The 23418-nt window shown below is 53.6% G+C and carries 23 protein-coding genes and 1 tRNA gene; 14 read left to right on the top strand and 10 right to left on the bottom strand.

What is annotated here, in order from left to right; translation table 11 throughout:
• Positions 1-32 precede the first annotated feature (32 nt).
• Positions 33-845, top strand: coding sequence for an amidohydrolase (locus ELY25_RS09560; RefSeq protein WP_126951053.1), 813 nt, complete (start codon positions 33-35; stop codon positions 843-845).
• Positions 846-847: 2 nt separating this feature from the next.
• Positions 848-1552 (top strand): pseudouridine synthase, encoded by a 705-nt coding sequence (locus tag ELY25_RS09555; protein ID WP_126951052.1) that lies wholly within the window; start codon positions 848-850, stop codon positions 1550-1552.
• A gap of 118 nt (positions 1553-1670) precedes the next feature.
• Here ELY25_RS09555 and ELY25_RS09550 read toward each other — a convergent pair whose 3' ends face one another.
• Genes ELY25_RS09550 through gloB form a run of 6 tightly spaced genes read right to left on the bottom strand, consistent with a single transcriptional unit; the run spans position 1671 to position 9409 of the window.
• A complete protein-coding gene (locus tag ELY25_RS09550; protein ID WP_126951051.1) occupies positions 1671-3263 on the bottom strand; it encodes an ABC transporter ATP-binding protein in 1593 nt (530 codons plus the stop codon).
• Positions 3256-4329 carry an ABC transporter permease gene (locus ELY25_RS09545; RefSeq protein ID WP_126951050.1) on the bottom strand — a complete coding sequence of 358 codons (1074 nt, stop codon included), beginning with the start codon at positions 4327-4329 and terminating at the stop codon, positions 3256-3258. Before ELY25_RS09545 ends, ELY25_RS09550 begins: the two co-directional genes overlap by 8 nt.
• Before the next feature lie 2 nt (positions 4330-4331).
• Positions 4332-5405, bottom strand: a complete 1074-nt coding sequence (locus ELY25_RS09540; RefSeq protein WP_126951049.1) for a microcin C ABC transporter permease YejB — start codon at positions 5403-5405, stop codon at positions 4332-4334.
• A gap of 44 nt (positions 5406-5449) precedes the next feature.
• Positions 5450-7366: an extracellular solute-binding protein gene (locus ELY25_RS09535; protein WP_126951048.1), complete on the bottom strand. Its 1917-nt coding sequence runs from the start codon at positions 7364-7366 to the stop codon at positions 5450-5452.
• A 33-nt stretch (positions 7367-7399) separates the two neighbouring features.
• A complete protein-coding gene (locus tag ELY25_RS09530) occupies positions 7400-8611 on the bottom strand; it encodes a transglycosylase SLT domain-containing protein (RefSeq protein WP_126951047.1) in 1212 nt (403 codons plus the stop codon).
• A 30-nt stretch (positions 8612-8641) separates the two neighbouring features.
• Complete coding sequence (gene gloB, locus ELY25_RS09525; RefSeq protein WP_126951046.1) at positions 8642-9409, bottom strand: hydroxyacylglutathione hydrolase; 768 nt, start codon at positions 9407-9409, stop codon at positions 8642-8644.
• A gap of 98 nt (positions 9410-9507) precedes the next feature.
• On the opposite strand from gloB, the gene ELY25_RS09520 reads away from it, so the two are divergent.
• From ELY25_RS09520 to nudC, 4 genes are read left to right on the top strand one after another with little or no spacing between them, the layout of a single operon-like run.
• A complete protein-coding gene (locus tag ELY25_RS09520; protein WP_126951045.1) occupies positions 9508-10305 on the top strand; it encodes a methyltransferase domain-containing protein in 798 nt (265 codons plus the stop codon).
• 6 nt (positions 10306-10311) lie between these two features.
• Positions 10312-10782: a ribonuclease HI gene (gene rnhA / locus ELY25_RS09515; RefSeq protein ID WP_126951044.1), complete on the top strand. Its 471-nt coding sequence runs from the start codon at positions 10312-10314 to the stop codon at positions 10780-10782.
• Positions 10782-11519, top strand: a complete 738-nt coding sequence (gene dnaQ / locus ELY25_RS09510) for a DNA polymerase III subunit epsilon (RefSeq protein ID WP_126951043.1) — start codon at positions 10782-10784, stop codon at positions 11517-11519. Before rnhA ends, dnaQ begins: the two co-directional genes overlap by 1 nt.
• The gene (gene nudC / locus ELY25_RS09505; RefSeq protein ID WP_126951042.1) at positions 11512-12291 is read left to right on the top strand and encodes an NAD(+) diphosphatase; all 780 of its coding nucleotides are present in this window, start codon (positions 11512-11514) and stop codon (positions 12289-12291) included. Before dnaQ ends, nudC begins: the two co-directional genes overlap by 8 nt.
• A 45-nt stretch (positions 12292-12336) precedes the next feature.
• On the opposite strand, the gene ELY25_RS09500 is transcribed toward nudC, so the two are convergent.
• Positions 12337-12645, bottom strand: a complete 309-nt coding sequence (locus ELY25_RS09500) for an SCP2 sterol-binding domain-containing protein (protein WP_126951041.1) — start codon at positions 12643-12645, stop codon at positions 12337-12339.
• Positions 12646-12795: 150 nt separating this feature from the next.
• Here ELY25_RS09500 and sohB point away from each other — a divergent pair, with 150 nt between their 5' ends.
• Complete coding sequence (gene sohB / locus ELY25_RS09495) at positions 12796-13839, top strand: protease SohB (protein WP_126951040.1); 1044 nt, start codon at positions 12796-12798, stop codon at positions 13837-13839.
• Positions 13840-13861: 22 nt separating this feature from the next.
• On the opposite strand, the gene ELY25_RS09490 is transcribed toward sohB, so the two are convergent.
• Positions 13862-14182 (bottom strand): ArsR/SmtB family transcription factor, encoded by a 321-nt coding sequence (locus ELY25_RS09490; RefSeq protein WP_126951039.1) that lies wholly within the window; start codon positions 14180-14182, stop codon positions 13862-13864.
• A 329-nt stretch (positions 14183-14511) separates the two neighbouring features.
• Here ELY25_RS09490 and ELY25_RS09485 point away from each other — a divergent pair, with 329 nt between their 5' ends.
• The 3 genes from ELY25_RS09485 to ELY25_RS09475 all read left to right on the top strand — a co-directional run bounded on the left by ELY25_RS09485 (position 14512) and on the right by ELY25_RS09475 (position 18086).
• Positions 14512-16425 carry a propionyl-CoA synthetase gene (locus ELY25_RS09485; RefSeq protein WP_126951038.1) on the top strand — a complete coding sequence of 638 codons (1914 nt, stop codon included), beginning with the start codon at positions 14512-14514 and terminating at the stop codon, positions 16423-16425.
• Between the two features lie 133 nt (positions 16426-16558).
• Positions 16559-17227 (top strand): 7-cyano-7-deazaguanine/7-aminomethyl-7-deazaguanine transporter, encoded by a 669-nt coding sequence (locus ELY25_RS09480; protein WP_126951037.1) that lies wholly within the window; start codon positions 16559-16561, stop codon positions 17225-17227.
• Between the two features lie 52 nt (positions 17228-17279).
• Complete coding sequence (locus ELY25_RS09475; RefSeq protein ID WP_126951036.1) at positions 17280-18086, top strand: alpha/beta fold hydrolase; 807 nt, start codon at positions 17280-17282, stop codon at positions 18084-18086.
• 11 nt (positions 18087-18097) lie between these two features.
• Here the strand turns inward: ELY25_RS09475 and ELY25_RS09470 are convergent, their stop codons facing one another.
• Both ELY25_RS09470 and ELY25_RS09465 read right to left on the bottom strand, forming a co-directional pair.
• Positions 18098-19492, bottom strand: coding sequence for a 3'-5' exonuclease family protein (locus ELY25_RS09470; protein WP_126951035.1), 1395 nt, complete (start codon positions 19490-19492; stop codon positions 18098-18100).
• A gap of 39 nt (positions 19493-19531) precedes the next feature.
• Positions 19532-20566: an ABC transporter substrate-binding protein gene (locus tag ELY25_RS09465; protein ID WP_236995690.1), complete on the bottom strand. Its 1035-nt coding sequence runs from the start codon at positions 20564-20566 to the stop codon at positions 19532-19534.
• Positions 20567-20813: 247 nt separating this feature from the next.
• Between ELY25_RS09465 and ELY25_RS09460 the strand changes: the two genes are divergently transcribed.
• From ELY25_RS09460 to ELY25_RS09445, 4 genes are all read left to right on the top strand, one after another.
• Positions 20814-22520: a potassium/proton antiporter gene (locus ELY25_RS09460; protein WP_126951033.1), complete on the top strand. Its 1707-nt coding sequence runs from the start codon at positions 20814-20816 to the stop codon at positions 22518-22520.
• 58 nt (positions 22521-22578) lie between these two features.
• Positions 22579-22669: transfer RNA gene (locus ELY25_RS09455), tRNA-Ser, on the top strand.
• Positions 22670-22879: 210 nt separating this feature from the next.
• Complete coding sequence (locus tag ELY25_RS09450) at positions 22880-23110, top strand: hypothetical protein (protein ID WP_126951032.1); 231 nt, start codon at positions 22880-22882, stop codon at positions 23108-23110.
• A gap of 58 nt (positions 23111-23168) precedes the next feature.
• Positions 23169-23369 (top strand): hypothetical protein, encoded by a 201-nt coding sequence (locus ELY25_RS09445; protein WP_126951031.1) that lies wholly within the window; start codon positions 23169-23171, stop codon positions 23367-23369.
• The last annotated feature ends 49 nt before the right edge of the window (positions 23370-23418 follow it).

Raw genomic sequence — 23418 nt, 5'->3', positions numbered from 1 at the left:
TGAAAAACACACTGGCGGAAAGGAGAAGTACTATGACTCAGCTTAAAACGAGCCTTGTACAGTGCGATTTACGCTGGGAAGATCCCCAGGCCAATCATGAGCAGCTTGAGCGTATATTGGGCGAGCTGGACAGTCGCGATACCGACCTCATCATACTGCCGGAAATGTTTGCCACGGGGTTCACGATGAACTCCCAGCAAATGGCCCAGCCTATGGAGGAAAGCCAGAGCGTTGCCTGGCTTCAAACCCAGGCTAAAGCGCGCAACTGCGTCATGACTGGCAGCGTTGCCATCAAGGATGAAGGGCAGTACTACAACCGGATGATATGGGCCACCCCCGACGGGCAGATCAGCTATTACGACAAACGTCATCTGTTTCGCATGGCCGGCGAGCATGAGCGCTATGGCATGGGGAAAAACCGCCAAATAGTCGAGTTGAAAGGCTTTAAACTATTGCTTAGCGTTTGTTATGACCTGCGCTTTCCCGTTTGGACGCGCCAACAGCCAGCGCAAGGAGAGCACTTCGAGTATGATGCGCTGCTATGTGTAGCCAATTGGCCAGCCCCACGCCGCAAGCCCTGGCGAACCCTGCTGCAAGCACGCGCCGTTGAAAATCTTGCCTATGTGGTAGGTGTCAATCGCGTTGGTGAAGATGCCAATGGGCTGGCTTACAGCGGCGACTCCATGCTGGTCGATTTTAAAGGTGAGACGCTAATCGACCATCCCGAAAATACCCCGTTTATTGAAACGGGCACGCTTGATAAAACGGAACTGAATGCTTTTCGTGAAAAATTTCCAGTTTGGCAAGATGCCGACCACTTTACGCTGCTGCCAGGAGTTGGCTAATAATGCGTCTTGACCGCTTTTTAAGTGAAACCAGCTCGTTAACCCGTAGTCTTGCCAAACGGGCGCTGAAAAATGGCGAAGTCACCCTGAATGGCGAGCCGGTCAAACAAGCGTCCATTCATGTGGATACCGTGCATGATGACGTACTGCTCAACGGCGAAAAGCTATCTTTGGTAGGGCTTCGCTATTTGATGATGCACAAGCCTACCGACGTAGAGTGCACTGCAAGGCGAGGGCTTTACCCACGCGTTATCGATTTGATTGACCTGCCCAAGGCGGAGAGGCTGCAGCCCGTAGGGCGGCTGGATGTGGATACCACGGGCCTGCTGCTACTCACCGATGATGGCCAGTGGTCCCACCGGGTCACCTCGCCAAAGCATCGCTGTGCCAAGGTGTATATTGCCGAACTGGCGGAGCCTGTAGAGGGTAGCGCGGCTGAATGGGCGATCAATCAGGTAGCAGAAGGCCTCATGCTGGATGATGAAGAAACGCCTACTCAGCCGGCAACGCTGCGTTTTCTTACGCCGCAGCGCGCTGAGCTGACCATTACCGAAGGGCGCTATCATCAGGTTAAACGCATGTTTGCCGCCTTGGGCAATCATGTGAATGCACTGCACCGCCAATCCATTGGTGAGATCGCTTTACCCGATGATCTGGCGCCGGGTGAGTGGCGCGAGCTGACCCCTGAAGAGATTGCCAGCTTCTAGTGTGTTTCACTAAGGCGTCCGTCATGGCGGGCGCTTTGTTCTTCTTGTGATATTTATACCGTTATCTTGATTGGCTAATAAAAAAAGAATAATTTCTTCCCCGCTTCAAAACCCTTAGTTATTCAGAAAGGCGGCGTAAATGGGCGGCGGCAATAAGTGCTTGAGTATAGGGGTGCTGGGGAGAGGCTAGCACTTCAAGGCAGGGGCCCTGTTCTACCACTTCGCCATCTTTTAGCACCATGATACGGTGCGCCATGGCTCGCACCACAGCCAGGTCATGGCTTATAAACAGATAACTTAACTGGCGGCGCTGCTGTAGTTGACGCAACAAGGTGACCAGCTGTTTTTGCACCGTACGATCCAATGCCGAAGTGGGTTCGTCCAGCACCAATAGCTCAGGCTCGAGAATAATCGCCCTGGCCACCGCGATGCGCTGGCGCTGGCCACCGGAAAATTCGTGAGGGTAACGCGCAGCACAGCTTTCCGGCAAACCCACTTCACGCAAGGTTTGATGCACGCGCTCTGTTACTTCGCCTTGTGAAAGATTGGGATAATGAAAGCGCAACCCTTCGCTGACAATATCAAAAACCGGCATGCGGGGAGACAGCGCGCCATAAGGGTCCTGAAAGACCATCTGGAACCGGTGACGCTGGCGGCGTAACGCATTGCCGGAAAGCGTACTCAACGATGCATCGCCCAGGGTAATCTCACCCTTGCTTTGCACCAGGCGCATAATGGCCGATGCAAGCGTGGTTTTTCCTGAGCCGGATTCGCCAACGATTCCCAGTGTTTCCCCTGGGGCGATCGTCAGATCGGTTGCCTTGACGGCTTCAAAGGCGGGGGGCTGACGCTTGAATAAACCTGTTTTGGGACGCGCAAAGCTTACTTTCAGCTGGCGTGCGGTCAGCAGCGGAGCGTTAGCGCTTAATGTCGCGGGTCTGCCCTCTGGCTCGGCCGCCAAGAGTGCCTTGGTGTAGTCGCTTTGAGGCTGGCTGAAGATCCTTTCCACTGGGCCAATTTCCTGCACCTTGCCTTGATACATGACACAGACGCGCTCGGCGTACCGGCGCACCAGGTTAAGGTCATGGCTGATAAACAGCATCCCCATACCGTGCTGATCACGCAGTTCTTTCAAAAGTGCCAGAATATCCTGCTGTACCGTGACGTCCAGAGCGGTTGTGGGCTCATCAGCAATCAGTAGGGCCGGGTTATTAGCAATGGCCATGGCAATCATGACGCGCTGGCGCTGGCCGCCTGAAAGTTGATGGGGCCAGGCATCCAGCAGCTCTTCAGCGCGGGGTAGCTTGACCTGCTCCAGAAGTTCTTTGGCGCGCGCGCGGGCCGCCTGGCCGCTAAGTCCCTGATGCAAGCGCAGCGTTTCGCCAATTTGTTTGCCAATGCGGTGCAGCGGATTGAGCGAGGTCATTGGCTCTTGAAACACGAACCCAACCCGATTACCGCGCACACCATTCCATTCCCGGCTGGAAAGCTGGCTTAAGTCGGTCTCCTCCAGCCAGCGCCCGCCGCGTATTTCGGCGTTGCTGGGCAGCAGGTTGATAGCCCCCAGTGCCGAGACAGATTTACCCGAGCCTGATTCCCCCACAATCGCCAGCGTCTCGCCTGCATTCAGGGTCAGCGATAGGCCGTCTACCACCACGCTGCCATCAAAGGCGATGGTCAGGTCGTTCAATCGAAGTAGCGGCTTAGACATGCTGTGCTCCCTGTGTGGGCTTGGCGCTTGCTTTGACGTGGCGTGGATCAAATGCGTCGCGCAGGCCTTCACCTATAAAGACCAGCAGCGAAAGCATGATAGCTAGTGTCATAAAAGCGGTGATACCCAACCATGGGGCGTGAAGGTTGTTTTTGCCTTGAGCCGCCAGCTCCCCCAGTGAGGGCGAGCCGGGAGGTAGGCCAAAGCCAAGGAAGTCCAGCGCGGTAAGCGTGCCAATCGCGCCAGTAAATAGAAACGGAATAAACGTAAGCGTGGCCACCATGGCATTAGGTAGCACGTGACGCCACATGATAAGTCGTGAAGGTAGCCCCATGGCTTTGGCCGCACGTACATATTCAAGGTTACGAGCGCGAAGAAATTCGGCGCGCACAATATCGACAAGGCCCAGCCATGAAAACAGCAGCATGATGCCTAAAAGCCACCAGAACCCCGGCTGCACGAAACTCGCCAGAATGATCAGCAAAAACAGCACCGGCAGTCCCGACCAGATCTCGGTAACCCGCTGGCCGACCAAATCAACCTTGCCGCCAAAATAGCCCTGCACGCCACCTGCCAGCACACCCATTACCAGTGAGCCTGCCGTGAGTACTAAAGCAAAGGCCACCGAAAGTCGAAAACCGTAGATGACTCGGGCCAGCACATCGCGCCCCTGATCATCGGTACCCAGCCAGTGGCGGCTGCTTGGTGGCGCAGGAGAAGGGCGCGTCATCTGCATATCCAGCGTTTGGTACGAAAACGGAATCAGCGGCCATATCGCCCAGCCGTTATCGCTGATCTGTTCGCGAATAAACGGGTCCAGATAGTCGGTACGTGTGGGTAAGAAACCGCCGAACTCGGTTTCCGGGTAGTCCACCAGCAGTGGCACATACCACTGGCCCTCAAAATGCATGATCAGCGGTTTATCATTGGCAATCAGCTCTGCCATCAGACTAAGAATAAACAGCACACCAAAGAGCCAAAGCGAGATGCGCGCCCGCCGGTTGGCTTTGAAGGCCGCCAGGCGGCGGTGCGTAATCGGTGAAAGTCGTGAGGTTATCCAGCCCATCTTCACGATTCCCTTGAAGCAAAATCGATGCGTGGATCTACCCACACATAGGTAAGGTCAGATACCAGCTTAAGCAGCAGACCGATCACGGTGTATAAAAAAAGTGTACCAAAGATGACCGGGTAGTCCCGCTGCATAACGGCCTCGAAGCCTAAAAGCCCCAACCCGTCGAGAGAAAAGATAACCTCGATCAATAGCGCGCCGGTAAAGAAGATGCCGATCATCGCGGCGGGCAGGCCGGCAATGATGATCAGCATCGCGTTGCGAAACACATGGCCATACAGAATACGCTGCTCGGCGGCCCCCTTGGCGCGAGCAGTCAGTACATATTGTTTATGAATCTCATCCAGGAAACTGTTTTTGGTCAGCATGGTTAAGGTGGCAAAGCTGCCAATGGCGGCCGCCGTAACGGGTAAAGTGATATGCCAGAAATAGTCTTTGATCTTGCCCCAGGTCGATAGGTCGGCAAAACCAGGAGAGGTCAGCCCACGTAACGGAAACCAGTCCAGGTAAGTGCCTCCGGCAAACATCACGATCAGTAAAATGGCAAACAGAAACCCAGGGATCGCGTAGCCCACAATGACAAGGCCCGAGGTCCATACGTCAAAACGCGAGCCGTGGCGCAAGGCTTTACGAATCCCCAGCGGAATCGAGATCAGGTAGACCAGTAGCGTGGTCCATAGCCCTAATGAAATCGATACCGGCAAGCGCTCGATCATCAGCTCAATCACGGGCCGGTCGCGGAAGAAGCTGGTGCCGAAATCTAATGTCAGATAGTCGGCCATCATGGCGATAAAACGCTCGTGGGCGGGCTTGTCAAAGCCAAACTGCTGTTCCAACTGTTCGATAAAACGCGGGTCGATGCCCCGTGCTCCGCGTGAGTCGTCGCTTACCTGAATATCCGCACCGCCCATATCCAGGCGCGTGCTGGCCATGGCATTGGCGCCTTCAAAGCGGGCTAGCATCTGATCTATTGGGCCCCCAGGGGCCGCTTGAACAATCATGAAGTTAAGCAGCATGATACCGAACAACGTCGGGATCATGAGTAGCAATCGGCGTAGGGTATAGCGTGCCACAGTGCACTCCATGAGTGATTAAGATGTTGCCAAGCCCGTCGGCATTAATTGCGGCGCTGTAATTGTGCTTCGCGCTCGGTGTCTACCCACCATGAATCCAAATCCATGCCGTAGGCGGGGAAAGGCTCCTGATAGCCGAACTTGTCCCATACCGCGATACGTGTCTCCCCGGAATGGTAATGGGGAATAGTGTAAAACCCCCAGCGCAGCACGCGATCCAGTGCTCGTGTAGCGGTATCAAGCTCCTCACGGCTGTCTGCGCTGACGATGTCTTCTATCAAGGCATCCACTGCCGGGTGGGCCAGCGCCATACGGTTACGGCTTTGGGGGGCTTCGGCAGCCGCGCTACTCCAGTAGTCACGTTGCTCATTACCAGGGTTGTTCGATTGGGGAAAGTGGCTGATCACTATATCGTAATCGTAGTTACGCTGGCGGTTAAGGTACTGATTGATATCTACGATTCGTATGGATGTCTGTACCCCGAGGCGGGCCATATTGCGTAACATGGGCTGAACAACGCGCTCAAGGGCAGCGTCGTAAAGCATGACTTCCAGGCTCAACGGCTGGCCAGTTTCTGAGTGAACCAATACACCATCGACAACCTGATAACCGGCCTCATTGAGCAGATCGAGCGCTTTGCGAAGGCGTTCGCGCAAATCCGTTGGCTGATCGATCGGTAGCGGGTCGGTAAACAGGCGCTCAGAGCGATGAGACGCCAGTAGCTCCTCACGATAAGGCTCCAGTAGCGCAAGCTCTTCCTCAGAAGGCAGACCAACGGCCTCCATTTCAGAATTCTGGAAATAGCTTTCGGTGCGCTGGTAGGCGTTATAAAAAATATTGGTATTAAGCCACGGGAAATCAAAGGTAAGGCTAAGCGCTTCGCGAACACGCGGGTCTTGGAATTTCTCTTCACGCAGGTTGAAGACAAATGCTTGCATCAAGGAGGGGTTAACGTCAGGTACCGTGATGCGTTTTACCAAGCCTTCACGGTACGCCGGAAAGTCGTAGCCAATCGCCCAGGTCGCCGCGCGGGCGTCTGTTCTGAAATCCGTCAGCCCAGCCTTGAAAGCCTCCCAAGCGATATCCCTGTCGCGGTAATAGTCGTAAATTACACGGTCAATATTGTAGCGGCCTACATTGACGGGGAGGTCCTTGCCCCAGTAGTCCTCATCGCGCTGATACACGATGCGTCGGCCAGGGTCCACTTCACTGATTCGGTACGGCCCGGAGCCCGGGTGCCTGGCAAGGGTTGGCGCACTGAAGTCGCGGGGTTCCCAGTAGTGGCGGGGAAGGATAGGCAGTTGCGTGACAATTAGCGGCAGTTCGCGAGACTCTGAGCTGTTGAATTCGAAGCGTACCTGATGCTCATTCAAGGCTTCGGCTTTTTCGACATCGGCATAGTAACTGGCGTAGAAAGGATTGCCTTCCTCACGTAGCAAATTGAACGAGAAGACCACGTCATAGGCGGTTACCGGCTCGCCGTCCTGAAAGCGTGCTTCAGGGCGCAGGTCAAACTCGATCCACCTGCGGTCAGGGTCCAGGCGAACTCCTTCGGCCAGAAGCCCATACACGCTGAACGGCTCACCCGGATTACTTACCATCAGCGTATCGTAGATCTGCGAAATGCCGGTGGCTGGGGTGCCACGTATGATAAACGGGTTGGTCGAGTCGAAGCTGCTGCCCACAGCGGTATGGGTAATGCTGCCGCCTTTGGGTGCCTGTGGATTGACATGCGGGAAGTAGGCAAAATCCGCCGGAAGCTCAGGGCTGTCGTAAAGCGACAGCCCGTGCACGGTTTCAATGGGGGCGCTGTTGGGGGGCAGCGTATCAGTGGGCGTGAGACTTGAACTCCCCATTGCGTCGGAAAGATCAGCGTCCGTTTCTGAGGCAGACGCTGACACACTCAACAATAAACAGCTAACAATTAAAAACGTCTTTACAAAAAGCACACCGCGCAGCATCAAGTACGTCCCGTATGAACAGAGCCTTTCAATTTAATGCCCTGAAAGGGTCAGAAGCTGGCCTGGTTGTAATGATTCAGGGCGGTCGAGTGCATTCCAACGTATTAAATCATTTTGAGTAACATTATAGCGACTGGCAATCGCTGACAGGTTATCTCCACGTTCAACGCGATGAATCGCCGAAGACTGGGTAGCGGCAAGATCGGTTGAGGTGGTTTGCGAAAGCTGAGCTAATACCTGTGTATCGACTTCTTCCGGCACTAGCAGCGTTTGCGCGCTGCGTGGGTCGATACTGCCGTTAAGCAGTCCAGGGTTTAGCTCGGCTAGCGCCGCTTGGCTAACGTCTAAAAGTTGTGAAGCCTGAGCAATGCTTAACGGTTGTTCAAGCTGGACCTTGGCGAACGCGGGATTCAGATTGATGTCTGGTAAGGCCACTTTGAATTGTTCTGGGTCGTTGATGATAGTGGCGATTGCTTTAAGTTTTGGGATGTACTGCATGGTTTCATGCGGCAGTGACAGATCCCAGTAATCGCCTGCCAGCCCCTGGCCTTGGGCATTACGCTGTGCGCGATTGACGGTACCGGCACCGGCATTATAAGCGGCTAGTGAGAGTATGATATCGCCGTGATACCACTCATCGGCCTGCATTTCCAGGTAGTCCAGCGCGGCCGCGGTGGAGGTGATAACGTCCAATCGCCCATCGTAGTTACCGTTACGCACCAGCCCTAACGCATCACCCGTACCCGGCATAAACTGCCAAAGCCCGGCGGCCCCGCGGTGGCTGCGGGCACTGGGATCAAAAGAGCTTTCTACGAAAGGAATTAACGCTATTTCGCCGGGGAGGCCGCGTTCACTAACCTGCTGAGTGATCCAGGCAAGCCAGGGGGTGGCGCGTTCGGTAATGGTGGCAATATTTTGTGGGCTTGAACGGTAGTACTCGATCCATTCGTCAACCCGGGCTTGGGCGTCGGCGGGCAGGGTTAAATCCTGCCATTGAAAGCTGTCGCGTAGCTTTGTCCAGGCATCCTGCGGTTCCAGCGTTAAAGCTTCCCAAAAATGGCTGTGAAACGAGGAGGGCTGTACTGATACGGGTGCAACGGCGGCGTCGGATGCTGTGGGCGTATAGGAAGTATTATACGCGGGGGTTGAAGCTTGTGAGTTTGCTGCAGCGGCCATTAACAGGCTCATAATTAGCGTACTGCCAGCGCTTAGCATCAAGCGCTGGCGAATCGTTCGATAGGTCATAGTGTCATTCGTTTGGTTTCGATAGCGTTCTTAAAATCGGTTCTTCCACTCACGCAGAGTGGTGAACGTCGCGAGGTCGTTATCATTAGCGCCCTGGGTACCTGCCGCTTTACGAACACTTTGTGTGCCCACGCGCAGGTAGGGGTTAATTTTCAGCTCGCGTCCTATCGTGCTGGGTAAGGTAGGGCGATTAAGGGCCCTGGCCTTTTCACATTCCTTTAAGGCGTATTTCACATCGTCATTCTCAGGGTCAGCCGCTTGGGCAAAAACAAGGTTAGCTTGTGTGTACTCATGAGCTGCAAAGACCAGTGTATCTTCAGAGAGTTCCGTAAACCTAGTCAACGATGCGTGCATTTGCTCCGGCGTGCCTTCAAATAGTCGGCCACAGCCAGCGCAGAACAGCGTGTCTCCACAAAACAGCAGGCCTGGAATCCCAGGGGTATAAAAACTGATATGGTCCAGCGTATGACCAGGCGTTGCCATGACTTTGAATACCCGGCCCATGATGCGGATTTCATCACCGTCGCCCACAGTTTGATCAACACCTTCGATGCTCGGGTTTGTCGGGCCAATCACGCGAGGCGAATAGCGCTTGATCAGCTTGGCCACTCCCCCTGTATGATCCTGATGGTGATGGGTAATTAAAATGGTATCCAGCGTCAGCGATTCACGTTCTAAAAGTTCGATCACCGGATCGGCTTCACCGGGGTCCACCACGCAAACACTTTGACTGGTATCTTGTCTTAGTAGCCAAATATAGTTGTCGCTAAGGGCGGGAATCGGTGTCACGCTCATCATGGGCGAGATCCTTTTAGGGTTACAAAACTGCTGTTAAGTACGTTGAAAAAACGCAGATCGGGCGTTAAAAGCCGTTACTTTGGAGGGAAGCGCTGTTCATGTCAAATTCGACAACGGCAACTACAACTGCCATGCGTTTGCTAAATAGCCAGGCTTACTGGAAAACAGACGCCGGTCGTGCGCTCTGGGAGGTGCAGCGTGCCTGCTTAGGGCCGGTGGTTGATAGCCGAGCGGGGCGGCACAGCCTTGAAATAGGAATGGGGCCGGCGCTAATGACCATGTCCGCTATTGCTCACCCGATTCGCTGGGCGCCATCGTTAAGCCTGGCAACCAGTCCATCAACATTAGTGTGTCCCTCAGACCATCTGGCATTACCCGACCGCTGCATGGACGTGGTCATTATTCACCACTGGTTAGAGCATTTGAACGATGCCCACCATACCTTGCAGGAAGCCGCCCGGGTGACCGCCGATAACGGCATGTTGGTACTCTTCGGTTTTAACCCCCTAGGGCCCAAAGGACTTACGCGGCAATGGCGCAAACACCGTTCGGAATTTCCCTGGAACGGACAGTGGCACAAGCCTAGCCGTTTGCGCGATTGGCTGGCGTTTGTCGACTTTGAGGTCGAGCGCGTAGACTATTGCTGCTTCAGAGGCTTGATAAAAGCTTCCTATAAAGAAGGTTGGGAAGCGCTTGGCCGTCGGCACAATTTGCCATGGGGCGAAAGCTACATGATTCAGGCGCAGCGTCGCCAGCAGAATGCTTATGTAAAACGCGTCAGGTTTTCGCTGCAAAACCCGGTTCCCTCTTCGTCGCTCGGGGCGACTCGCAGCGGCAACCCTGCGCAGGTTCACGCCCAGCAAGAAATTAAGCCATCGTCAGTTGATAAAGGATAGAAAAGATTGAGTAATCAAGATGCCGAGCGCCTGCCGCAGGTGACGGTTTATACCGATGGTGCATGCCGCGGAAACCCTGGCCCAGGCGGGTGGGGAGCCGTACTTTCCAGCGGCCAGCATGAGAAAACCTTGAAGGGTTATGAAGCGGATACCACCAATAATCGCATGGAATTGATGGCCGCGATTATGGCCCTACGCACGCTCAATAAGCCCTGCGAGATAGCCTTATGGACGGATTCCCAATATGTGCGCCAGGGAATTACCCAGTGGATTCACAATTGGGTTAAACGTGGTTGGAAAACGGCTGCCAAGCAGCCTGTCAAAAATGCTGAGCTTTGGAAGGCGCTGCACGAAGAGACTCACCGTCATCGAGTGGAGTGGCACTGGGTAAAAGGGCACAGTGGACATCCCGGCAACGAGCGTGCCGATGCGCTCGCCAATGAAGCCATCGACGAACACCAGAAAAGGAGAGCGTGATGCGCCAAGTCATAATGGATACCGAAACGACCGGTATTGATCCCAAAGATGGCCATCGCATCGTGGAGATCGGCGCGGTCGAAATGATCAACCGCCGTTTTACCGGACGCACCTACCACCAATATATCAATCCTGAGCGGCATATTGATGCCGAAGTCGTGGCGATCCATGGTATCGATAACGAAAAAGTCGCCAACGAGCCGGTCTTTGCCCAGATTGCTGATGAGTTCTGGGCTTTTATTGAAGGTGCTGAACTGGTTATCCATAACGCGCCATTCGACGTGGGGTTTATTGATCACGAGCTAGGCCTACTTAATCAAGCACGTGGCGGTTCGCCCTTAGGGCCGGTGCGCGAGCACTGTCGCGTTCTTGATACCCTGACCATGGCGCGGGAACTGCACCCTGGCCAGCGCAACAGCCTGGATGCGTTGTGCAAGCGCTACGATATTGATAACGGCCACCGGGTACTTCACGGCGCCTTGCTGGACTCGGAAATTCTGGCCGATGTCTATTTGGCCATGACCGGTGGTCAGACGGCATTGACGCTTAACGCGGAAGCGCCTTCTGAAGAGCAACAGGCCAACCCTTCCAATGAAGGGCTTTCGGTACAGCGGCTTACGCTCACACCGGGCCAACTGCGCGTTATTCGGCCCACCGCTGAAGAGCGCGCCGCTCATCAGGCGAAATGCCAGGCCCATAAACTCACTTGGTTCGAGGAATACAGTCACGATGCTTAGGCGTGAAATACCTCATCATGTGCGTGAAGGGCGGGTCATTATTGTCTCGCGTAGCCGGCTGGCGCCAGCACCGCTAAACGGTGACCATCCGTTAACGCCGCTGCAGCCCTATCAGCCCTGGTCTGAGCATATGCAACCACTGTGCTATTGGAATGACGAACCGGTAGCGTTGTTGGTCGAGAAAGAGCCAAACGAAGAGTGGATTGACGGACGCCAGTGGATGGCGGAGCTTCCCGCCAATTGGTTTAGTCTTTTGTCTACCGCATTACAGGTAAGCGCATGGCTTGAAAATCATCGCTTCTGTGGCCGCTGTGGGTCGCAAGCTACAAAGCTTGAGGCCGAGTTTGCCATGCATTGTCATGCCTGTGGGCATCGTAATTACCCCCGGATTTCGCCGTGTATTATCACGCTGGTGACCAGTGGTGAAGCCATGCTGCTGGCGCGCAGTCCGCGTTTTCCGCCAGGGCGTTACTCGACGCTGGCGGGCTTTATTGAGCCTGGCGAATCTGCAGAGGAGGCCGTGCACCGGGAAGTATTTGAAGAGGTGGGCGTGCATATCGATCAGCTACGTTATCACCAGAGTCAGGCATGGCCGTTTCCGCACTCATTGATGTTTGGGTTTTTTGCCGAAGCCACGACCAAGCGCATTCGAATTGATGGGGTGGAAATTAGTGATGCGGCATGGTTTTCACCGCGGCAGCTGCCGTCACTGCCGCCGCCGTACTCTATTTCACGCGAATTGATTGAAACGCATTTGGCACGCTGGCGTTAAAGAGCGCCAGCTTCCATCAACAAGGTGAAGTGGCTATAAGATAAATTAGTTGGGAAATAGACTGGTGAGCTTGGTGGCCAGCATGACATTGCCAGTGGCCTTGAGTTTCCCGGTCATAAAGGCTGTCATGCCGTTAATTTCACCGCTCATGATGCCCTTTAACGTGTCGGTGCTCATGCTCAGGCTAACGGAGGGGTCATCATGCTCACCTTCCTGAACATTAAGGGTGCCGTCATTGATGACTAGGTAATAATCGCCCGCATCGGAAAAGTGAAACTGGAATACGTCATTCATGCCTTTAGCGGCATCTGGGTTAAAACGAGCCTGCAGCTTTTCGAGTGTATTATTTGACATAACTGGATCTCCATTGGCTATAAAAAGCACGTATAAATAAGGCGTACTAACCTGCTAATGTGAATGAGAGTATTTTAAACAATTGTTTTAATCAAGCGGTGTTACCCAGTATCAATCGTAAGTGGTTAATTCCGCCATAGGAGAGTGTACGTGAGTGAATGGATGGCTGAAATGGGGGCGTTCCTGGTGCAAACCGCCATTGTCATGGTGCTGTTAGGGCTTGGAGTGCTTCTTGTCCTACGCAGTAAAGGAACGCACGACAGTGATCTAAAGCTGCATATAGAACCATTAAATGAGCAGCGCCTTTCCCGAAAGCGCCGCCTGCGCTTGGCCGCCACTGATCCAGGCGCCCGAAAAAAGCTGGTCAAAGTATTTCGCAACGAAGATAAGAAACGACAGAAGGCTGCCAAGCATTCAGACGGTGTCTCATTAAAACAAAGAGTGTGGGTGTTGGACTTTCAGGGTGACCTGAAGGCTTCTCAAACCGAGCGTTTTGGTCAGGAGGTGTCAGCAATTATCGATGTTGCCGAACCCGCAGATGAAGTAGTGGTACGCCTGGAGTCAGCAGGAGGGCTGGTACATGCTTACGGACTGGCTTCCGCGCAGCTTGACCGTCTCCAGAAAGCCGGGCTTACCACCACGGTTTGTATCGATAAGGTAGCGGCTAGTGGCGGTTATATGATGGCGTGTACGGCTCAGCATATTAAGGCTGCCCCGTTTGCGGTGATTGGCTCTATCGGGGTGGTGGCGCAGGTGCCTAACGTCCATCGGTTGCTCAAGCGGCATGATATTGATGTTGAGCTGCTTACCGCGGGCAAGTACAAGCGCACCCTCACCGTGTTGGGAGAAAATACCGAAGAGGGCCGAGCGAAGTTTCTGGAAGACTTGGAGAACACCCATCATCTGTTCAAGGAGTATGTCAGTGAACATCGTCCCGAGATGGATATCGAACCGCTGGCTACCGGCGAAATATGGTACGGCAGTGAAGCGCTCTCCAACCGGTTGATCGATAGTTTGGGTACCAGCGAGGCCTATCTGGTTGAGCGTATGGCAGATGCCAATGTGTATAGCGTTAAGCTTGAGCCACCCAAAACCATTAGCCGTCGGTTTGGGATGGCGGTTTCAGCAGGTATTGAAAACGCTGCCCTGAAAGTCTTGGGCATGCTTGACGCTTCGGGCTGGCAGCGGCGCTAAGTCCTGCCTATCGATCATCTGCTTATGCCGTGAAGTGATGTGCCAAGGTGTTTAAAATCGCTTTGGCACTTTCGCTGTTTAGTGAATAGTAGATGGTTTGTGACTCACGTCTCGTATTGACCAGCTCATCACGCCGTAAAATAGCTAAATGTTGAGAGAGGGCTGACTGGCTCAATGACAGCTGCTGATTGATTTGTGTAACGGATAGCTCCTTTTCGGCTAGCAAGCACAATATTTGAAGGCGCTTTTCATTGGCCAGCGCTTTTAAGAGGTTAGTCCCGGCTTCCAGGGCTTGGCCGTTATTTTCAAGCAGGCGTGCAGCAGCGTTTGAGGACGCAGACATGATAATCTCCTAGCCTACACTGTACAGGTAGTTGTTATTGCAACATTTTTAGGCATCGTTTGTTATAAATTATTAGAGCATCGTCATGGCATTAAGATTATTAAATCAATAATCAGTAATTTAGCGAATTTTGTCCAAGTATTTGTTTAACGATTAATCAATGATAGTGAACAGTTTTTGTTAATAATAAGGCGTGATAGAGGCGTTTTTAGACACTTTCCAGCCCTCTTGGCATATTTTAGACAATAGTATGAGAGCCAGCTCGGCGTATCCTTTATAGAGTGTCAACCATACGCGTTGTCGCACCTAACAATAAATAAAGGGTCGCCATGAGCCGCTATCAAGAAGCTTTCCGCCAAGCAGATGAGTATCCCGAACTCTTCTGGGCCGAGCAGGCCAAGCGCTTGCCCTGGTATACACCGCCTACCCAAATTCTCACTTATGATGACCAACAGCATGCGCGCTGGTTTAGCGATGGTGAAATCAACATCTGCTACGCCGCGCTGGATTATCATATTGAACAGGGAAGAGCTGAGCAGCCGGCGATTTACTGGGACTCACCGGTTACCAATGCCAAGCGTACGCTAACCTATCGCCAACTGCGTGATCAAGTAGCCTATTTTGCTGGTGCGCTTGCCGAATTGGGGGTCGAGAAGGGGGATCGTGTGGTGATTTATATGCCCATGATTCCAGAGGCGCTGGTGGCTATGTACGCCTGTGCGCGGTTGGGGGCCGTTCACTCCGTGGTATTCGGTGGTTTTGCACCTCATGAACTCGCGATGAGAATTGATGATGCTGAACCTAAAGTGGTGGTGGCGGCCTCCTGTGGCATTGAGCTTGAAAATATTATTCCTTATAAGCCGATTGTGGATCAGGCACTGGCATTAAGCACTCACCAGCCCCAGGCCTGCGTGATTTATCAGCGCAGTATTCATCCGGCAACGCTTGGGGAGCGTGATTACAATTGGGATGAGGTAATTGCTAACGCCCCGTTTGCTGAGTGCGTGCCCGTTAAAAGTACGGACCCGCTGTATATCTTGTACACGTCAGGCACTACAGGCAAACCCAAGGGGGTGGTGCGGGATACGGGTGGTTACGCTGTGGCGCTTGCCTACTCCATGGAAGCTATTTACGCCATGGCGCCCGGCGAGGTGTTTTTTACAGCATCAGATGTTGGCTGGGTCGTGGGCCACTCCTACATTGTTTATGCGCCGCTACTGCACGGTTGCACGAGCGTCATGTATGAGGGAAAACCCGTCAATACGCCGGATGCGGGAAGTTTCTGGCGCCTGATTGAAGAGTACAAGGTGAGAAGTTTCTTCACCGCCCCGACGGCGTTTCGTGCCATCAAGAAAGCCGATCCCGCTGCAGAATTGTTAGCCAAGTACGATATCAGTAGTTTGAGATACCTGTATGTGGCCGGTGAGCGGCTTGATCCGCCAACTTTCCATTGGCTCGATGGTTTGCTCGACGTACCGGTTATCGACCACTGGTGGCAGACTGAAACCGGCTGGCCAATTGCCGCTAACCAGCCGGGCCTGGAAGTCATGCCTATCAAAGCAGGGTCCGCTACGGTTCCGGTACCTGGGTTTAACATGCAGGTCCTTGGCCGTGACGGTGAGCAAGCCGCCCCCATGGAACAGGGTAGCGTGGTTATCAAGCAGCCTATGCCACCAGGCTGTTTAACCGGCATCTGGCGTGATCCACAACGCTTTCATAGTGCCTACATGGCGGCATTTCCGGGCTACTATCTCACCGGGGATGGCGGTTATTTCGACGAAACGAACTACCTGTTTATCATGGGGCGCACTGATGATGTGATCAATGTAGCAGGCCACCGTCTATCGACCGGCGAGATGGAAGAAGTGGTGGGCGCTCACCCAGCCGTTGCCGAATGCGCGGTTATCGGTATACACGATATGCTCAAAGGGCAGGTTCCCATTGGCCTGGTAATTCCGAAAGATGGGTTCGATGGCGACGAAGTGACCCTCGAAAACGAGCTTATCGCCCGTGTGCGTGACACTATCGGCCCGATTGCCTGCTTTAAGCAGGTACTGGTGGTTAATCGTTTGCCCAAGACCCGCTCAGGCAAAATACTGCGCAAACTGCTGCGTAATATAGCGGATGGAAAGGCGTTTGGTATTCCTTCCACTATTGATGACCCTACTAGTCTCAACGATGTACATACCGCCATGTGCGAACGTGACGTCGGGTCAGCCGATAAAGCCACGCCGCTTGGTTGAGCCCTTAATGCAGTAAGTCGTCAGGCGGCTTCAATTGCGGTTAAGAAAGCGTATAATGCGCGGCCAACAGCGCTACGCGCTTTCTTACGAGGGTTCCCTAACCCCTCTTGGCTTGTAAAAAAGGTCTTCCTGCATGTTTGCATTAAGCGATTCTCAGTACCGCCGCTGCCTGATGTTGATGGTGGCGTTTCATATCGGCATTATTGCCGCCAGTAACTACCTTGTTCAGCTACCGTTTACGCTACTCGGGTTTCATACCACCTGGGGGGCGTTCAGTTTTCCGTTTATCTTTCTGGCAACCGACCTGACGGTCCGTCTTTTCGGTAAAGGGCCTGCACGAGCAATTATCCTGCGCGTCATGCTGCCCGCCTTGATTGTCTCTTACGTGGTATCCGTTGTATTTCCCCGGGGCAGCTTTGCGGGGATAGAGGCACTGGGTGAGTGGAATCTGTTTGTGGCGCGTATTGCGTTGGCAAGCTTTCTGGCCTATGTCATCGGCCAGCTGTTGGATGTGCAGGTTTTTGATCGGCTGCGCCGGCTCGCCTGGTGGGTAGCACCGGTGTGCTCAACCGTACTGGGCAACCTGGCTGACACCTATGCGTTCTTCGCAACCGCCTTTTACAATAGCCCCGATCCGTTTATGGCGGCTCACTGGATGGAGATTGCCGCGGTTGATTATGCAATAAAGCTCGCCATTAGCCTGCTGTTCTTTCTACCTTTGTATGGTTTGCTGCTGGCTTGGTTGACCCGCCGTCTGATGGTCTGGACCGGTCACGCCGATCTTGCGCCGCGCACTGCTTAACGCCACGACATGCTAATTGAATCGTTTGGTTTAAACCGCCTAGGGAATTGACATGACTGACGCTGCCACCGTAGACCTGCACTTTCTGGATATGGCCAGTGAGGCAGATAAGGACGCCACGCCGCTAGTGGTGATCCATGGCCTGATGGGGAGCGCAGACAACTGGCGTTCCCACTTGAAGGTCTGGCAGCGCTCAAGGCGGGTTATTGCCGTTGATTTACGTAACCATGGCCGCTCGCCGCATAGCGAAGACATGCGCTACGCCACCATGAGCCAGGATGTGCTGGCCCTGATGGATAAGCTTTCCATTACCCAGGCGCATGTGCTGGGGCACTCCATGGGCGGAAAGGTAGCCATTAGCCTTGCAAGACTGGCACCTGAACGGGTGGTTTCACTGCTGGTAGGTGATATTGCCCCGGTGGTCTATCAACATGGGCATGATGACGTCTTTGCAGCGCTTGAACGGGCGAGGGAAGGGCAGCCTAAAAATCGCCGCGAAGCCGATGATCTGTTGGCTGAGCATGTGGATTCACGTGCAACGCGACTGTTTTTGGCCACTAACCTAGTGCGTACCGACGATAACGTATTAGGGCTTCGAGTGGGATTGGATGAGATACAGCGCGGCTATAGCGATATTATTGGTCTGCCCGCGGGGGATACGCCGTTTGAAGGCCCCACGCTGGTTCTTCGCGGGTCGGAATCTCACTATGTGACGGATGATATGCTGCCCACTTTACGCGACATTCTACCCAAGGCGCGTATCGTAACGCTCAAACAAGCGGGCCACTGGTTGCATGCTGAACAGCCTGAAGCGTTTCAGCAGGCTGTCGATGCTTTTATCCAGCATTACGATAGTTAAGGGCGTTTTGTTCAGCGCTCTAGTGCTTTCACACTAAGGCCATGCTGCTCCGGCGTACGTAGAAAGCGGTTCAGGATACGGTAGCTGTCCACATCAAACGCCGGAAGACTGGCCTGGGTAAGACGTTGAGCTTTTTTAAGCGTTTCGGCGCTGCCCAAATAGCACCAGTGATCGACCACATGCCAGGCACGTTTCCCACTCGCCGTTGGGCCTTCCTGGATGATAATTCGCCCCGGCCACGGCCACGCCTTGATCTGCAGCTGGGCTAGCGCTTCCTGAGCACGTTGAGTGTGGCCAGGGAGGGTTTCCTTACCCTGACAAGCACCCACACATTTTCCCAGCTGACTGGCGAAGCAACGCCCTTTACCTTTGGTAAGCCCTAATACCTGTGGGCAGAGCTTGTGCTCTTCGGCGATAGTACGCAGCGCGTCTTTGGCATCCTTGGCGCTTCGGAAAAGCCCGTATAGAGCCCCATCATAAGGCTTGGTAAGCACATCCCCACTGATCAGAGCCGGCTGGTCCGCGTGGCTCGGCCAGTGCCAGGTGGTGAGTTTGCGTTGCTTGCGTAACTGGCGGTTCATGATCGGCATTAGCGTTTTGACCAGCTGGGCTTCACGCAGTTGGGCGCCCAGATCGCCTGCTGTTTCTTCCCATTCGATATGATGAATCTGCTGGGCTAGCCGCATCGCCTTATTATCCTGGTAATCGCGCTGAAAATGGCTAAGCACCCGGCGGCGTAAATTGACGCTTTTACCGACATACAGCGGCAGTCGGTTATACCCATAAAAAAAATAGACGCCGGGCGATTCGGGTAAATCCTTCAGCTGACGGCTATCCAGGTGGGCAGGCAATGTACGATAACGCAATTCCTCCGCCAGCGCGCTGCTCCAGACCTCGTCGCTGTAACGAACCTGCCACGTTTTCCATAACGCCCATAACGCCTTAACATCATCCTCTGCACGATGGGCGCGGGTTCTTTCGATAGCATGGCGTGCAAGGAGCGCTTTTAAATTATGCTGCGGCTCTTGCGGGGCCAATCGACGTGATAAGCGCAGCGTACAGATAATAGGAGCCCGGTAATCATGGCCCTCGCGCTTGAAAGCATTACGCAGGAAGCTGTAATCAAAACGTGCATTATGAGCGACCAACGTATGGCCATCGCCAAGCCATTCACGCAGCGACTCGGCGATGTCTTCAAAGTGAGGGGCATCAGCCAGCATATCGTCATCAATGCCGGTCAGCTGGCTGATATTGACAGGCACGCGAATACCTGGGTTGATCAAGCTGGACCAGGCATCAACCGGCTGACCATCGATAATTTTTAGCGCCGCAATCTCGGTAATGCGGTCCCGTGTGGCGCGGGTACCCGTTGTTTCCAAGTCAATAAAGATGAGCGGGGCGGTCATGACACTCCAAGGTCAAGGGTGAAACTTAAGGGGATAAAATCAAAGCGCAAAAGGATCAACGGCCAAGCGTGATACCGGTAATACTTCGTCAATTAGGCCCTCTTGGAGTAGATAAGTTTCAAAGCTTGCATAACGCCTGGAGTCCAGCGCTGCTGGCCTAAGCGCCATGCGGCGTAATATGTCCGGCCAGGCTGTTGCATTGGTTGGATTATCCAGTATGGGGTGGGTATCGATTACCAACTGCCAGGTTGCCTCAGGGTTTTCCACTATCCAGTCGTTGGCTTCTTCTATCGCGTTTAGAAAGCGCGTCCACGTATCGGCATGCTTTGCCAAGGAATTGCTGTTGGCGACAACCACTAACCCATCATGGCGCGGCACGCCTAAATCGCTATAGCGTACTGTATGTGTCGTAATACCAAGCGCTGATAACTGCTGGGGAAGAAAATGGTAAAAGCCATCGGCAACGGCATCAATGCTTCCCTCATCCATGGCGCTAGCCGCGTTGAAATGAACGCTTTGTGGCACAAGAAAACCGTCGGTCTGCCTGACGGAGCGCGGTACCAGCTCAGGCACTAACAGGTCAACCCCTTCACGGGTGGAGTAACCGTAGTGCAGGCCTGCCAAGTGCGCGGCGTTTTCAGTCTGCGCTTCGCCTTTCACGATAACAGCGGTTAGCGGCGTTTCAACCAGAGTGGCGATGCGCGTTACGGGCACGCCTTCATGGGCGAACAGATGAAGCAACGGCTGACGTGTCAAGGCTAGATCCACTTCCCCTGCGGCTAAGAGTTTAATTGCAACCGAAGGGTCGGCCGGCGTTTGCAGCTCCACCTCAAGCCCTTGAGCGGTAAACAGGCCGCGTTCTTCAGCCACGATTAACGCCGTATGCTGAGGGCTTAAATACCAATCCAGCATCAAGGAGACGTGTTTTAACGGCGGTGGCTCAAGCGGCGGCGGTAATACAAGGGCGGCCGAAGGCACTTCATCAGCCTCTTCATTGTCAGTAGTTGGCCAAAACGTTTCAGGAAGCACCACGTCACTTTCAAGCGACAGCGGAGTTTCAACTGAGGACGACACGGCTTCTTCGGCGTAAGCCGATGAATATAAAAAAAATATACAGCATATGGATATGAGAAAACGTAACTGCCCAACAAGCGAAAGGCAACGCAACATAATGATTAACTCCTGATATCGAGACGGCGGAGTTTAGCTGTGTCAATTGGCCCATGACCAGCCCTTTGGCAAGCAAGCCTTTAGAGTTAGCGCAGTAAATTCACCGGTGGCGTGTAATAATAGTGCGGCATTGATGTAGAGATGGAGAGACATGGACGCGATCTATACCTTCTTTTTAGTAGGCGGTTCCCTAATGGCGCTTAGCATATTAGCGAGCCGCCTTTCCTCACTCATGGGTGTTCCACTGCTGCTTATCTTCCTGGGGTTGGGAATGCTTGCCGGTGAAGAAGGCGTGTTGGGCGTGGTGTTTGACGATTATTCGATGGCTTTCACCATAGGCCATCTAGCCCTTGCCATGATTTTGCTTGATGGCGGGTTGCGCACGCGTCTCAAAACCTTTCGAGTAGGTTTCAAGCCAGCGCTTTCGCTGGCAACGCTCGGGGTGTTTATTACCAGCGCGATCGTTGGCTTGATTGCCATGTGGATATTCAACTTAACTCTGGTGCAGGGGCTGTTGGTAGGGGCAATCGTGGGCTCTACAGATGCTGCCGCCGTTTTCTCCATGCTGAGCGGCCGGGGTGTCAATCTCAATGAGCGGGTAGGCGCGACGCTTGAGATCGAGTCAGGCACCAACGACCCGATGGCTATCTTTCTTACCTTGATGCTCGTGGAGTTTCTGGTTGGCGATATCGGTGGGCCGTTAGAAACCCTGGCGTTCTTTATTTCGCAGTTTGGCATCGGCGTACTGGTAGGGGTTGGCGGTGGCTGGCTAAGTGCCAAGCTGTTGCGCTGGCTTGATCTGGCCCCTGGCCTTTACGCCATGCTGGCGCTTGCACTGGGCTTTAGTGTCTTTGGGTTGACCAGCGTGCTGGGCGGCAGCGGTTTTCTGGCTATTTACCTGACCGGAGTAATGATCGGTAACCAGCCAGGCCGTCACCTGAACTTTATTCTTCCTGTTCACGATGGCTTGGCATGGCTAAGCCAGATTGGTCTGTTCCTGGTGCTGGGGCTCTTGGTAACGCCCAGCCAGCTTTGGGAAGTGGCGCTGCCATCGGCATTAGTTGCGCTGGCGCTTATTTTTGTTGCCCGTCCGCTTGCCGTACTGGTTACCATCAAACCATTTTTCAAATTCCGCTGGCGAGAAACCTTCTTTATTGCCTGGGTAGGCTTGAGAGGGGCGGTGCCAATTGTGTTGGCCATTTTCCCGGTTATCGGGGGCGTCGAGAATGCTTCGCTCTATTTCAACGTGGCTTTTGCCGTTGTGCTGATGTCGCTATTGATTCAGGGCGGTTCGCTGACGTTGATGGCCCGCTGGTTAAAGGTTGAAGTGCCTGTCGGTACAACGCCCAATCGCCGGGGACCGCTGGGTATCCTTCCGGATAACGATTTTGAGATGTTTGTGTACGTGGTTGAAAACCGTGATCTGGAAGACGTACCCATTCGCCTGCTTCGTTTTCCATCCGGCGCGCTGATTTCAGCTCTGTTTCGTAACCATGCCATGCTCCATCCTAAGGGCAGTACTCGTTTAAAGATGGGCGATGTGATTTGCGTCATTGGCCGTACAGAAGATTTGTATGCGCTGAACCGTCTGTTCAATGGAGATGCCAAGCTCAAACAGGAGCGGGCCTTCTTTGGTACGTTTACGCTCGAAGGCGGCGCACAGATGAAAGACGTGGCCCAGGCATATGGTTTAACGCTAAGCGCAGGTGAGCAGGACATGACCCTTGCCGAGTTTGTAGCGCTTCGCGTAGGCGGTCACCCGGTAGTGGGTGATGATGTGGATTGGCACGGTATCCACTGGGTCGTCAGTGAAATGGAGAAAGGCACGATCACCCGTGTAGGCTTACGGTTATACTAATTTAGCTAGAAGGTGTTGACTTCCAAAGAGATGTTGGTAATATACGCACCCATAAGCCGGAGGGATGGCAGAGCGGTTGAATGCACCGGTCTTGAAAACCGGCGTAGGTGAATAACCTACCCAGGGTTCGAATCCCTGTCCCTCCGCCAAAACATTAGGGAATCAGCTATTTAGCTGGTTCCCTTTTTTGTTTCCCGCCAGAAAATCCCCTGAAAATATAACGAGGGGAACGCCCGCCGTTATACTATCCGTGCTAGACCTGCAAACAATAGACTAAAGTCTAACCATTTTGCCGCTTATGACCACGCAGTCTTACACGCTATGCTAGCCATAGCCGATGAGATTGAGAGGAGAGGGTGATGAATGATCTGGAGTATGACCGCAAGCCTGGCTGGAAGCTTGTCCCTAATGACGTAACGCACGCACAAATGTCCGCAGGGGTAGCAGCTGTAAATCAGCTATTAGAAGAATATGGTGATCGCGCGAGTTCTGCTGATGTGGCAATGTATGCTTACCTTGCCATGATCGACGCTGTTGTCGATGTCGATCAACATGGGCTTGGGAAGATTGCTGACAAGTTATATAAATGAAGCGGCTCGTAAGCTGGATCCTGTATAGATAGAAAATGCTAATGCCAGGAGGCTGGTCATGTCACGATCAATAGCTGTGAAAGATTCGGCGGGAAATGACGATTACGTGGTCGTTGAAGACTCTCTTACGCCACAGTTCTATCTTTCCACCGGCGATGCGTTAAGCCTCGATTCGGCCGGGCACTTTCAAGATATGGCCACTGGCTTTTCTTATTACGTAGCGAGCGATGAGGATAAAGAGTGGCTTCTCGGTTTATAGCCGCAGCCTGCGCGGTTAATGCGCTCTAAAATATCGACAAGAGACAGGG

Source organism: Vreelandella populi, assembly GCF_003989825.1.
GTDB classification, from domain to species: Bacteria; Pseudomonadota; Gammaproteobacteria; order Pseudomonadales; family Halomonadaceae; genus Vreelandella; species Vreelandella populi.
The sequence above is the reverse complement of the archived record's forward strand: the minus strand, read 5'-3'. Positions and strand labels throughout refer to the sequence as shown.

What these genes read in the sequence shown, in the direction of transcription:
- ELY25_RS09535 (WP_126951048.1), bottom strand. Translation starts at nt 7,366, where the DNA reads ATGCTGCGCGGTGTGCTTTTTGTAAAGACGTTTTTAATTGTTAGCTGT.
- ELY25_RS09460 (WP_126951033.1), top strand. Translation starts at nt 20,814, where the DNA reads ATGGACGCGATCTATACCTTCTTTTTAGTAGGCGGTTCCCTAATGGCG.
- ELY25_RS09485 (WP_126951038.1), top strand. Translation starts at nt 14,512, where the DNA reads ATGAGCCGCTATCAAGAAGCTTTCCGCCAAGCAGATGAGTATCCCGAA.
- ELY25_RS09470 (WP_126951035.1), bottom strand. Translation starts at nt 19,492, where the DNA reads ATGACCGCCCCGCTCATCTTTATTGACTTGGAAACAACGGGTACCCGC.
- ELY25_RS09490 (WP_126951039.1), bottom strand. Translation starts at nt 14,182, where the DNA reads ATGTCTGCGTCCTCAAACGCTGCTGCACGCCTGCTTGAAAATAACGGC.
- ELY25_RS09545 (WP_126951050.1), bottom strand. Translation starts at nt 4,329, where the DNA reads ATGGGCTGGATAACCTCACGACTTTCACCGATTACGCACCGCCGCCTG.
- ELY25_RS09555 (WP_126951052.1), top strand. Translation starts at nt 848, where the DNA reads ATGCGTCTTGACCGCTTTTTAAGTGAAACCAGCTCGTTAACCCGTAGT.
- gloB (WP_126951046.1), bottom strand. Translation starts at nt 9,409, where the DNA reads ATGATGAGCGTGACACCGATTCCCGCCCTTAGCGACAACTATATTTGG.
- ELY25_RS09445 (WP_126951031.1), top strand. Translation starts at nt 23,169, where the DNA reads ATGTCACGATCAATAGCTGTGAAAGATTCGGCGGGAAATGACGATTAC.
- ELY25_RS09520 (WP_126951045.1), top strand. Translation starts at nt 9,508, where the DNA reads ATGTCAAATTCGACAACGGCAACTACAACTGCCATGCGTTTGCTAAAT.
- ELY25_RS09530 (WP_126951047.1), bottom strand. Translation starts at nt 8,611, where the DNA reads ATGACCTATCGAACGATTCGCCAGCGCTTGATGCTAAGCGCTGGCAGT.
- ELY25_RS09560 (WP_126951053.1), top strand. Translation starts at nt 33, where the DNA reads ATGACTCAGCTTAAAACGAGCCTTGTACAGTGCGATTTACGCTGGGAA.
- ELY25_RS09550 (WP_126951051.1), bottom strand. Translation starts at nt 3,263, where the DNA reads ATGTCTAAGCCGCTACTTCGATTGAACGACCTGACCATCGCCTTTGAT.
- ELY25_RS09500 (WP_126951041.1), bottom strand. Translation starts at nt 12,645, where the DNA reads ATGTCAAATAATACACTCGAAAAGCTGCAGGCTCGTTTTAACCCAGAT.
- ELY25_RS09450 (WP_126951032.1), top strand. Translation starts at nt 22,880, where the DNA reads ATGAATGATCTGGAGTATGACCGCAAGCCTGGCTGGAAGCTTGTCCCT.
- ELY25_RS09480 (WP_126951037.1), top strand. Translation starts at nt 16,559, where the DNA reads ATGTTTGCATTAAGCGATTCTCAGTACCGCCGCTGCCTGATGTTGATG.
- ELY25_RS09475 (WP_126951036.1), top strand. Translation starts at nt 17,280, where the DNA reads ATGACTGACGCTGCCACCGTAGACCTGCACTTTCTGGATATGGCCAGT.
- nudC (WP_126951042.1), top strand. Translation starts at nt 11,512, where the DNA reads ATGCTTAGGCGTGAAATACCTCATCATGTGCGTGAAGGGCGGGTCATT.
- dnaQ (WP_126951043.1), top strand. Translation starts at nt 10,782, where the DNA reads ATGCGCCAAGTCATAATGGATACCGAAACGACCGGTATTGATCCCAAA.